The following is a 12,665-nucleotide window of genomic DNA, read 5'->3' as shown; positions in this document are numbered from 1 at the left end:
TTACTTTATAAATCACAGTTCTAAAAAAAACTTTAACTATAGCTTCAACGCTTATTGTTTAATAATTTTCAATACCTGAGTTTGATTTTCATTTTGAATGTGTAAAAAATACACGCCTGATGCAAGACCATTCATATCCCAATATCCCGACTCTGAAATAAATTCACTTCTTATCGCTTGTCCAACACTATTAAACAACGAAGCAACACCATTTGCTTTTATAGTTAATATACCCGACACTGGATTCGGATATACATAAGCAACATTTTTAGTTATTTCTTCATCAGCTATTGCAGTTGTTAGAGATAATGTTTGAGTCCAAAGTTTTTTTGTAGCTGAAGTTGTTGCTCCCGCAGATATAATTTGAATAAAATATTTACTGTTTGCTACTAATCCAGCAAATGTATACGAGGTTTGGCTTGTAGATAAATTAACGGGAATTGAATAAACTATACCATCTGTAGAAATTTGAATTTTATATCCTAAAGGTAGTGGAGATGCTGCTGAAGCCCAAGATACAGATATACTATTCTGTGTAACATTTGTAATCACAGGATTAATAACCGGCACTTCTGTTCCGCCGCTTATGATTACTTTATAATCCTCTGTTTCTCCATATGCAGACGAACCACACGCACCGTCAATACTATTCGCATATGATCGAATTCGCAATTTGGTTGCCCCATTTAATGAAGAAGCCGGAACTGTGAATGTACCATTCTTATACGCCCAGGTTGTTCCTGAAGCAATATTGTTTACTAATCTCTCTGAGGTTTCGAAAGTGCCATTTTGATTTATATCTAAATACAAATCAAAAAAATTAACACCACCAAAATAATTATTTTTCACAGTAAAGCTATAATTCTGACCAGCAGACAAAGCGATTGTTTTATTCGGGTATTCATTCGAATATCCACCTCCTGAAAAACCGCAATTGTCTGTTGAGTTATTTACAAAACTGATTGATGGAATCGCAAATTCATCAATACCGGTACCACCAGTACCGCTGCAACCATTAGAAGATAGTGGTGTGCAATATTTTAGTGGATAATCATTTGAAAACACGTCTGCTATTGGACTATATAAAGCTCCGCCAACATGTTTAACACGGTATGCATATTGAGTATTCGGTGCGACATCCGTATCAATAAATGTTGATGGCAATGAACTTGTTGTAGTTTTAATAGCCGTAAAGTTTATTCCATCACTGCTTCGTTCAATAACATAATTATAATTGTTTATTAGATCTGTCCATGCTAATGCAACCGTTTGATTTGAAGTATTAAATTGAGCTGTCAATGCGCTTATTGATGGACTGTCAGCAATGACATTAAGTATGTAATCTTCTGTTTCACCATAAGCATACATTGCATATGGATTCGGGTTCGCATACTGAGAAAAAGAACGAATGCGTAAACGTTTATATCCAGTAGTTGCTTGTGAAGAAATCGACACAGGAATAGTTAAGGTCAATGGGTAAGCAGATTGAGTTTCTTGATATTTCACTTCTCCAATATCATCAAAGTCACCATCACCATTTTCATCTAAATACACAAACATATATGTAGCACCTACACCAATATTTCCCCCGCCATGATCAATTGTTTTTATCTTCAAATTGAGATTAAAACTTCCTCCAATGAAAAAATTCGGAACAGGACTATACGCATGAATTGTGTAATCTTCCTGAATATTCGTTTGATTATCCAGATTCGTATTTGTGATTGAAACCCCTCCGATTGAATAAAAATCAGTTGGTTTACTTACTACTACTATTGGAATAAATGGGTGCGAAATGGTTGGTGTATATGTGATGTTAGCTGAATACGTAATACTATTTAAATGTCGGGCTCTAAATAAATATGTTTTTCCTACAAAAATATTTGATAGAACCGTCTTTGTAGAAGTCGAATTAACACCATTCATAACGGACCAGCTTGTTCCGCCATCTGTTGAATATTCAACAATCGTACCTATAGAACCGGAGTTGTTCGTCCACGCTATTTCACTATAGCCAACATTCGATACTATATTAAGTGCTGAGGGTGCTCCTGCAATTCCTGCTCCCTGCATTTCAGTATAAGCTGAATGATAAATAGGAATACTGGCAACCATGCGGTCATATTGCTGAGGTGTAAATTTTAATCCACACTCATTGTCGTAGTAAGACATAAAATTGTCAAATGGAGGAGTATAAACTTCATTGTTCAAATCCCTTGTATTAGATGTTACGGTGCAATTTTTATATGTTACTACATTTCCAATTATTTGAGAGGTAGTTAACCCGTATGGATCAGCATGTGTATCACAAAGTCCATCTCCTGCAGTTGCGCAATTGCCTCCGGTACGTGCCACTTTCTCAACTCCATTTACAGTATCAAATGTATGCATTAGCGTAAAAAAATGTCCGAATTCATGGATCACTGTTCTTTCACTCAGACCTGCCAATTGAACACCGCCTGGTCCAGCCTTACCATCAGCTTGTGAGTCAGACCAACCATCAAGAATCCATACATTAGCTGTATTTGCATTTTTATAATTGGTTATTAATTGTTGATTCACTGCACCATCTAGTGTAGGAAGCAAGTACGCATCGTTATCTATATAGTCTATGTTTTTATTCACATAAAACTGAATGTGTACTTCTGAAAATACTCTATTCAGACTTATCAAACTATGATAAAATGGTTCAAGAGAATTATTCTTTGAAAAGGTACCATTTGTATGTCTAACTTGATGGATTGTGATTGGTATATAAAGAATCCCATTCACAGGTGATATACTTGTCGTTCTTAAATTCGTATTGTACTGTTTTAATACTTCATGAAATTCATCACCTACTCCGCAGTTTTGAGCGATTGATGATCTTGAAATAAGTAAAAACAGCAACACAACTTGCAGTTTGGCAAAAATCAATAATGTTGATTTCATCTTAAAATATAGTTAATAAATAAAGCTACAAGGTATGAATTTGGAATTAAACAAATCTGAAAAAAGTAAAAATCACTAGAACTAGCTAGGCATTAAAAGCCAATTCAACTAAATGGATTTAATTGGAATGGATGATTTTATATACTTGAAACATATCGCCGGAATAAACACGTATTATATATATGCCTGAATGTGGTACACATACCTTGGATAGTGCATCGGTTTGTACAGTAAAAATTTGAATGATTGTTCCTGTTACATCTATAATTTCTAAGCGTTCAACCTGTCTATTGAATTTTACATAAAACTCTCCATTGCTGCTTGGATTTGGATATACTTGAATCAACTGAATGTCGAGTGAATTAGAAGTAGTGTGTCTAATTGCTAAGGGAATACTATTCGATTCATACGCACCTATATCTACGGTACCTTCAGCGGGTCTTGCATAATTGTCAAAATCAAATGCGGGGGCAGTTGTGTTTGTACCTTGATTGATCACAGGACTGGATAAGGTTACATTCAAATTATCGTCTGCATTGCCACTGATATTATCTGCTCCATTTTCATCCAAAAATAATGGATCTGCTTCAATCACATTTGTACCCTTCACTTCATTTGTTCCGCTCCGTCCTCTATATCCATAAATAAGATTTTTATTAATAGATACACTGGCGACACCAGATCCATCAGAAATCTGCATCGCATCATTCTGTGAAACGATGTTGTTAAAAATTGAAATATTTTCGACATTACTTGAATAAATAATAATTCCGCCACCCCAATACGGCAAAGCATCAGTAAAGCCATTATTGTAAATCGTATTGTTCATGATCAAAATATTTTTCTTCGGACCATCCGTACCAAAATGCGAAACAATAATTCCAAATCCATCATTGCTGTATGTGAGATTATTATAAACATGTACATCCGTTGATGTGCCTCCATTTTCAGAAGAGATCGCAATACCATCACTACACTTATATACACGGTTGTTATAAATATCAATATGCTGCAAGGTCTTATCCCAGCTGTCTGCATAGATCCCTAAGCGAATCAGATCATGTACAAGATTATTATATACCTTCCCGTATGAACAGTTTTCTTTTGTATCGATCCCTTCACCTCCGTTAGTAGACCCTCCACTTTCAGATACTTCGTTGTGATGAATTTCAAAATTAGAAACACCTGAAAACGTAATGCATTCCTGCGAACCTGTTGAAAGGCTTTGATAGCAGGCCTTCCGAACAACATTATGTGCAGCGTATACATAAGAAGAATGCCATACACTGATGCCGGATGCGCCGGTATTATACGTTGAATTATTTTCCAGATAAATGTGATCGCTTGCTTCTACGTAAATACCGAACCAATACGAATTCTGAACAGTGAAATTCTGAATACAGATATAGCTTTTGGTATTGATGTTAAAAGTGCCAGACCATACGGTTGTATTTGCAGGTTCTTCCACGATCACAGAACCGACACCAATAAATGTAATAGGTGCGTCAATAATTCCTGAATTAGTAAATGTTACTTTCTCGGCATAAGTACCCGTGCTTACATATACCGTATCTCCTGCTTGTGCATTAGATGCAGCCTGTTGAATTGTTGCCCAGGGAGCATTAATTAAACCTGTATTACCGTTTGAACCTCCGTTGTTCGGGTCTACATAGAAAATGGAAGCCTGTACGGATGTTGTCAGGATAAACGATAAGACTGAGAACAGCAATACATTTTTCATATTTCTGTTAAACGTAATTGGATTGGCATAGGATTCATTAATTGTCTGAATCAGGATTTACCGAATTAAAAGATTTTCAGGATTCAGACACACACATTTTTTATAGCGAATCGTTTGCATTACGAATTGAATCCAGATAATAAATAGAGTCCGCATCCATTTCTAATTGTTCATACTCCTTTATCATCATTTCTGTTTCTAACTCGTCCAGTTCGCTAAACACATATTCGTCAACAAAAATCTCCGTAAGCATTGGGGCAGTTGGTAAAAGCCAAATTACCGTGAGTGTTATGTAAAGCCACAGTCTAGTACTTTTTACAACAAGAGCACATACCGTTAAAATCGTACTCAATAAAAATAACCCGGTAAGTGTAAAAACTAAAAAAGCAATCCACGTATGGCAGCCATCATTAACGGCCACGCGAATCCCAATAATCAGACATATCACTTGCACTGCAATCAGTATTATAGCAAACCAATTGTTATCAAGTATCTTTTTCATCTATATATTTCTTAACGTAATTTGAAATGAGGCGGATGCAACACTCAAGAATCTTTCTACTACCTCATCCCCAACCCTTCTCCTTAAAGGAGAAGGGAGCGTTTCTCTTCATAAGATACTGCTAACATCCTGCTCCGAAGAATCCTGTCTTCCTGTAATCTTATCATCGTGCCGTAATCCTGTCCTTCCTGCAATCCTATAATCGTGTCATAATCCTGTTCATCCTGCAATCCCATAATCTTGTAACGAAAAGAACTCCAATCCACAAATTGTGGACAGGAGTTCTTTTACTTATACGTTTTAGTAAGAATTCTTACTTAAGCAGTAGCTTCTTTTTTAGGAAGAACAGAAACGAATGAACGATCCTGACGACCTTTTTTGAACGTTACAATACCATCTGTTAAAGCGAATAATGTATGATCTTTACCGATACCTACATTTTCACCTGGATGATGCTGCGTGCCGCGTTGTCTTATAATGATGTTACCAGCGATAGCTGCTTGTCCACCATACAATTTTACACCTAGACGTTTGCTATGTGATTCACGACCGTTTCTTGAACTACCGACCCCTTTCTTATGTGCCATGGTATTTTAAATATTAAGCTTAAAATTAATTAAGCGATGTGATCAAAACTTTTGTTAATGACTGACGGAAACCTACAGTCTTTCTGAAACCTTTTCTACGTTTCTTTTTGAAAGCCGTAACTTTATCGTCTTTCAAATGTTCAAGGATTTTTCCAGATACTTTAGCACCTGCTACGTTTGGTGCACCTACCTGATACTGGCTATTGTCGGCGAGTAAAAGAACGTTATCAAACGTTACAGCAGAGCCTTCAGCTCCTTCAAGTCTGTAAACATAGATAAAGTGATCTTTAACTACTTTGTACTGCTTGCCTCCAATTTCTACAATTGCGTACATGATCTTATTGGTTTACTTTTAATAAATAGGACTGCAAATGTAACACTTCCCGACCAAAGAACCAACCATTCCCCCGAATAAATTCAATGTTGCGTTCTGTGGAAAAGTTTCGAAGTCTTAAAAACCTCCCAAATAAGCTGGAAAAGGCCTGCCATTTATTCACTATTTTGTATACTGCTGTCTAACAGTCAATATTGAATTTTAGGTTTTTTATTACAGGCTTAAATGTGGAAAACAGTATTAGAATGCACTTTGGTTTTGACTTCCGTTTTTATCATTTTTGTAAAGTGCTGATTGAGCTTAGTCAAGTAATTCTTTTTTGATCTGTTTGCCTTACAACATGTAATTGAATGCGAGTAAACACGCGGTGTTCCTGCTTCTCTATACCTTTGTAAGTTCTGATCCAAATACAAGTTACCATAATCATATACAGCGTTATAAAGGCTGTTTAAAAACTTTATTTGCTTACTATTTGTTGTACTGTTTGGTACAGCATTAAACGTGCACCATATATGAGTCTACTGGAAGAGCCATTATTAAAAGAAAATAAGAACAGATTCGTTCTGTTCCCTATTAAGCATGACGACATCTGGGCGATGTATAAGCAGGAAGAAGCCAGCTTCTGGACCGCTGAGGAAATTGACCTTTCTCAGGATCTGATCGACTGGGCCAACCTGAACGATGGTGAGCGCCACTTTATCTCGCACGTGTTGGCATTCTTTGCTGCAAGTGATGGGATTGTGAACGAAAATTTAGCGGTTAACTTCCTTGAAAAGGTACAAATCCCTGAGGCTAAGTGCTTTTACGGATTCCAGATCATGATGGAAAACATCCATTCTGAGACCTATTCGTTGTTGATCGATACATATATTAAAGATCCGAAAGAAAAAGACCGTCTGTTCAATGCGATCGATACGGTTCCTTGCGTGAAGAAAAAGGCCGATTGGGCGCTTCGCTTCATCGACAACGGTTCTTTCATTGAAAATATCATTGCATTTGCAGCCGTAGAAGGTATTTTCTTCTCCGGTTCATTCTGTTCGGTATTCTGGTTGAAAAAACGCGGTTTGATGCCAGGCTTGAGCTTCTCAAACGAGTTGATCTCAAGAGACGAAGGATTGCACTGCGATTTCGCTTGTTTGTTATATACAAAGTATATCAACAATAAGCTTCCGGTTGAACGTGTACTTCAGATCATTCTGGAAGCCGTTGAGATCGAAAAAGAATTCGTTACGGATTCATTGCCGGTAGATCTTATTGGTATGAACGCACGCTTGATGCAGCAATACATTGAATTTGTTGCAGACCGCTTGCTTGTTGCTTTAGGTGTTCCGAAACACTTCAATGCAACCAACCCATTTGACTTTATGGAGATGATCTCTTTAGAAGGAAAAACGAACTTCTTCGAAAAAAGAGTATCTGAATACCAAAAGGCAGGTGTCATGTCTGAAAAAGATTCTCAAAAATTTAGTCTTGATGAAGACTTTTAATATCGAAATTCATTATATTTAATTATAGGATAACATTTAATACCCTTTTGCTTTTTGCTTATGTTAGTACTTAAACGAGACGGCAGACGAGAGTCTGTAAAATTTGACAAAATCACATCCCGTATCGAGCGCCTTTGCTACGGTTTGGACATGAACTACGTGGACCCTACATCCGTTGCGAAACGTGTGATTGATGGGTTATATGATGGTGTGACTACGGAAGTATTGGATCACTTAGCTGCAGAGACTGCTGCTTCGATGACAACCAAGCACCCGGATTACGCTACACTTGCTGCCCGTATTGCGGTTTCAAACCTACATAAGAAAACAAGTAAGTCGTTTGCAAACACGATGAAGCGTTTGTATACCTACGTAGATGCTAAGACGGGTGAGAACGCGTCTATGATCTCAAACGAGGTATATGAATTTATTCGTAAGAATGCATCGATCCTGGATTCAGCGATCATTTACGATCGTGATTACGGATACGATTATTTCGGTTTCAAAACACTTGAAAAATCATACTTATTAAAAGTAGACGGTAAGATCGTTGAGCGTCCGCAGCACATGCTGATGCGCGTATCTTGCGGTATCCACGCAGGCGACCTGGATGCAGCGATCGAGACATACAACTTAATGTCTGAACGTTGGTTCACACACGCTACTCCTACCTTATTCAACGCAGGTACTCCGAAACCTCAATTGTCTTCTTGTTTCCTACTAACAACTCAGGATGATTCTATTGACGGTATCTACGAAACATTAAAACAATGTGCAAAGATCTCTCAGTCTGCGGGCGGTATTGGTCTTAGCATTCACAATATCCGTGCAACAGGTTCTTACATTAAAGGTACCAACGGCACTTCTAACGGTATCATCCCAATGTTGCGTGTATTCAACGATACAGCACGTTATGTAGATCAAGGCGGCGGAAAACGTAAAGGTGCGTTTGCTATCTACCTTGAACCTTGGCATGCAGATGTATTTGAATTCCTTGACTTGAGAAAGAACCACGGTAAAGAAGAAATGCGTGCGCGTGATTTGTTCTATGCAATGTGGATCTCAGATCTATTCATGAGACGTGTAGAAGATAATGGCGACTGGTCATTGTTCTGCCCGAAAGAAGCACCGGGTCTTGCAGAAGTTTACGGCAAAGACTTCGACGCTTTGTATGAGAAATACGAAAAAGAAGGTCGTGCACGTAAAACAATCAAAGCGCAGGAACTTTGGTTCGCGATCTTAGAAGCACAAGTTGAAACAGGTACTCCGTACATGTTGTTCAAAGATGCAGCAAACCGTAAATCAAATCAGAAAAATTTAGGTACAATCAAGTCTTCAAACTTGTGTACAGAGATTTTAGAATATACAGCACCGGACGAAGTAGCGGTTTGTAACCTTGCTTCTATTGCCTTGCCTAAATATGTGATCAACGGTAAGTTTGATCACCAGAAGTTATATGATGTTACGTATGTAGCAACATTAAACCTGAACAAGATCATTGATGTAAACTACTATCCGGTTCCGGAAGCAGAAAAATCAAACAAACGTCACCGTCCGATTGGCTTGGGTGTACAAGGTTTAGCGGATGCATTCATTATGATGCGTATGCCGTTTGAATCGGAAGAAGCACGTCAGTTGAACATTGATATTCACGAGACGATCTATTACGCTGCAATGACTGCATCTAAAGATCTTGCTGCGAAACTTGGACCATACGAAACGTTTAAAGGTTCTCCGGTATCTAAAGGAATCTTCCAGTTTGATATGTGGGGTGTTACGCCTTCTTCCGGTCGTTATGACTGGGAAGCGTTGAAACGCGAAGTGAAGAAACACGGTGTACGTAACTCTCTTTTAGTTGCGCCAATGCCTACTGCTTCTACTTCTCAGATTCTTGGTAACAACGAATGTTTCGAACCATATACTTCAAACATCTACACACGCCGTGTGTTATCAGGTGAATTTGTGGTTGTAAACAAACACTTATTAAAAGACTTAATTAAGTTAAACTTGTGGAATGACAAGATGAAAAACAGATTGATCGAAATGAACGGATCTGTACAAAACATCAACGACATTCCTCAGAACTTAAAAGACCTATACAAAACAGCATGGGAGATCAAAGGTAAAACCCTGATTGAAATGTCTGCTGACCGTGGCGCGTATATCTGCCAAAGCCAAAGCTTAAACATCTTCATGACAGATGTAAACTTCGGTAAACTTACTTCTATGCACTTCTATGCTTGGAACAAAGGTTTGAAAACAGGTATGTACTACTTAAGAACGAAATCTGCTGCAAACGCGATCCAGTTCACAGTAGAGAAACAAGCGGAAGTACATGGTACGCCAGACGCTGCTTCTATTGCAGAAGCAGAGAAGAAAGCGGCAGACATGGCTTGTTCATTAGACAATCCGGAAGGCTGCGAGAGCTGCAGCGGATAGTCTCTTAGGAACAACGTATGAACTAATTAATATGAACCCTGGCTTGAAAGAGCCGGGGTTTGTTTTTGAGGATTAACATAAATTTCTTTAATGTTTTAGATTTTAAAATCATTTCCATCATTGAATGAATATTCCAAAAGTAGGCCCGATAAAAAACACTCCACAAATTTTATATAAATATAGAAATTGGTACGATGTTCATCATAAATCTTTACTAACAGACAAAGAACTTTATTTTGTTTCTGCTAAAGAATTTAATGACCCATTTGATATAAATATTAAGCTTGATTATGCAGCTCTTTCTATAGATGAGTTTGAACAATATTGTATTAATCTTTTGAAAACCGATGATCTAACTACAGATGAACTAAGAAAACAATTGAGAAATCACCCTGACTTTTATACTCCTGAAGGCTTAGAATTACAAGCCAAACTTCAAATAGAAGAGCTAAGGAAAACTTTAGGAATATATTGTTTATCGGCTATTTGGGATAGTATACCAATGTGGGGATATTATGGAGATAGTCACAAAGGTTATTGTATTGGATTAAAGACCGACAATATATATGAAAAATGTAGCACATTGTCTGAAGTAAGTTATCAAAACGAATACCCAGTCTTAATACCACGCGTCGACTTAAATAATTTTGACAATTTTGCTAGGCAATTTAGCTATAAGAGTATTTCATGGGAACATGAAAAAGAATATCGGTTCATAAAACTCCATTTCGTCAATCAAATTATTAAATATAATAGTAAAGATGTTGCTGAAATAATTTTGGGATTTTGCATGAAGCCCGAATATAAAGTGGAAATTTTAGACATTTGTAAAACTAATTTCCCAGATATACCTATTTATGAAACAGAACTTAATCCGAGACAATTTAAACTAGAAAGAAAACTTATAACCAACTATTAATTTTATTATAATAATATAAAACACCATTATTAAATTTATTTTAACTAAGTTAAATATGTTTGATGCTATTTCCCACGTAACAAAAATTTTTACTGACAAGGCTGTTAAATGGACGACAAAGATGTTCACTTTTATTCTTATATGCTTTTCTCTTTGGATTGCAAATGACACTTTTGACTTCATAAATTCCTATAGAACCTCAACAAAACTAGAACATCTTGAGAAAATAACTTTTCTTCTATCTGATTCTACCTTAACAGACAATCAAAAGGATCACCTTTTGAAAGAAAGAGATTATACATTGAGTCATCGAACCAAATTGGATTACTTATCATCCATGTGTGATTCATTTCCTGAAAAATTTTCATTTATGAATACAGAAAAAAATACTTCTATAGAAATTAAAACCAAACCAGAAGTAAAAATTAAAAAGGAAGAAATTATTGCGACTCCGATAATAGCTAAAAGTTATACATGGCATTATATATCTAGCAATCTTTTCTTAATTATGGGATTTGCTGCTGTTCCATTTTTAATCTTTCAGAAATCTAAGCACAAATTTGGTATACTATTAGTGTCTGCAATATTAGTATGTGGAATATTATTTGGGTTTTCAATTTTTTTCGCTTGGATATTAAATTTCATTCCTATTATTTTCAATAAACCTTGGATAAATTATACTATAGATTTTATAATTCAATTTATATTATGGACAATTGTATTGATTAGCAGTTCAAAAAATTAGATTTACTTATGTTGGCAGTCACATTACAAATTATTTACATCCACATTGCCCTAACATTGGTTCATAAACAATGTCTTCAGAAGATTTCATGGAGTTATGTTTGACTACTTTTCCGCCCTTGTCGGAGTTCCCAAGACAAACTAAAATACAAATAGTATACAAATAATAATCGTCTTGGGTCTCCGACAAGCATTGAATGTCGCGACTCAACCCTCCCGCCCAAAAGCGGCACAGGGCTTGTTGCGCCAGCGGCCAACAAGCAGTCAATTGTCTGAACCGCTGATTCACCTGATTCAAATGATTAATCTGATAGAGTGAATTATTATAATAAGCATTTCAGATCTTCCACATCATTTTTTATCAAATGAATCAACTTAATCAGTGGTTCAGACAAAAGAGAATGTAATGAAGTATTGCAAAAACGTCGCTCCTGGGCGGAGCTCCGTGCGTGTATGTTGTCAGGTGATGTAGTTTCTACAGATATGTTACCCCGCTGGGGTAATGACTTTCTGGTGGGCAGTTATCGGAATTTGTCTGAACTATGATTCTTATGATTAAAATGATTGATATGATAACATGCAGTAAATTATTATAAGAGTCATTTCAGATATTCAACTTCATGTTCATCATATTAATCACATGAATCATAGTTCAGACAAAAGAGAATGTAATTGATCATCTCATTCAACAAATAAAACACGTCGCTCCTGGACGGAGCTCCGTGCGTAAACATTATCAGGTGATGTATCTTCTACAGATATGTTACCCCGCTGGGGTAATTACTTTCTGGTTGGCAGTTATCGGAATTTGTCTGAACTATGATTCTTATGATTAAAATGATTGATATGATAACATGCAGTAAATTATTATAAGAGTCATTTCAGATATTCAACTTCATGTTCATCATATTAATCACATGAATCATAGTTCAGACAAAAGAGAATGTAATTGATCATCTCATTCAACAAATAAAACACGTC

The 12,665-nt window shown here is 36.5% G+C and carries 9 protein-coding genes; 4 read left to right on the top strand and 5 right to left on the bottom strand.

What is annotated here, in order from left to right:
- Positions 1-51: 51 nt before the first annotated feature.
- The 5 genes from A3EE_RS0103120 to rplU all read right to left on the bottom strand — a co-directional run bounded on the left by A3EE_RS0103120 (position 52) and on the right by rplU (position 6,095).
- The gene (locus tag A3EE_RS0103120) at positions 52-2,931 is read right to left on the bottom strand and encodes a GEVED domain-containing protein (protein WP_018341972.1); all 2,880 of its coding nucleotides are present in this window, start codon (positions 2,929-2,931) and stop codon (positions 52-54) included.
- Between the two features lie 118 nt (positions 2,932-3,049).
- Positions 3,050-4,672, bottom strand: coding sequence for a right-handed parallel beta-helix repeat-containing protein (locus tag A3EE_RS0103115; protein WP_018341971.1), 1,623 nt, complete (start codon positions 4,670-4,672; stop codon positions 3,050-3,052).
- A 100-nt stretch (positions 4,673-4,772) separates the two neighbouring features.
- Positions 4,773-5,174, bottom strand: a complete 402-nt coding sequence (locus tag A3EE_RS0103110; RefSeq protein WP_018341970.1) for a hypothetical protein — start codon at positions 5,172-5,174, stop codon at positions 4,773-4,775.
- 317 nt (positions 5,175-5,491) lie between these two features.
- A complete protein-coding gene (gene rpmA / locus A3EE_RS0103100) occupies positions 5,492-5,761 on the bottom strand; it encodes a 50S ribosomal protein L27 (RefSeq protein ID WP_018341968.1) in 270 nt (89 codons plus the stop codon).
- Between the two features lie 25 nt (positions 5,762-5,786).
- On the bottom strand, positions 5,787-6,095 hold the full coding sequence (gene rplU / locus A3EE_RS0103095) for a 50S ribosomal protein L21 (RefSeq protein WP_018341967.1): 309 nt from the start codon (positions 6,093-6,095) through the stop codon (positions 5,787-5,789).
- Between the two features lie 512 nt (positions 6,096-6,607).
- Between rplU and A3EE_RS0103090 the strand changes: the two genes are divergently transcribed.
- The 4 genes from A3EE_RS0103090 to A3EE_RS0103075 all read left to right on the top strand — a co-directional run bounded on the left by A3EE_RS0103090 (position 6,608) and on the right by A3EE_RS0103075 (position 11,685).
- The gene (locus A3EE_RS0103090; RefSeq protein WP_018341966.1) at positions 6,608-7,582 is read left to right on the top strand and encodes a ribonucleoside-diphosphate reductase small subunit; all 975 of its coding nucleotides are present in this window, start codon (positions 6,608-6,610) and stop codon (positions 7,580-7,582) included.
- 60 nt (positions 7,583-7,642) lie between these two features.
- On the top strand, positions 7,643-10,021 hold the full coding sequence (locus A3EE_RS0103085) for a ribonucleoside-diphosphate reductase subunit alpha (RefSeq protein WP_018341965.1): 2,379 nt from the start codon (positions 7,643-7,645) through the stop codon (positions 10,019-10,021).
- Between the two features lie 124 nt (positions 10,022-10,145).
- Positions 10,146-10,940, top strand: coding sequence for a DUF2971 domain-containing protein (locus A3EE_RS0103080; RefSeq protein WP_018341964.1), 795 nt, complete (start codon positions 10,146-10,148; stop codon positions 10,938-10,940).
- A 55-nt stretch (positions 10,941-10,995) separates the two neighbouring features.
- Positions 10,996-11,685 carry a hypothetical protein gene (locus A3EE_RS0103075; protein ID WP_018341963.1) on the top strand — a complete coding sequence of 230 codons (690 nt, stop codon included), beginning with the start codon at positions 10,996-10,998 and terminating at the stop codon, positions 11,683-11,685.
- Positions 11,686-12,665: the final 980 nt, after the last annotated feature.

The sequence above is a fragment of the Cytophaga aurantiaca DSM 3654 genome (assembly GCF_000379725.1).
GTDB classification, from domain to species: domain Bacteria; phylum Bacteroidota; class Bacteroidia; order Cytophagales; family Cytophagaceae; genus Cytophaga; species Cytophaga aurantiaca.
Note: the sequence above shows the minus strand (reverse complement) of the source record. Positions and strands in the feature narration are given on the sequence as shown.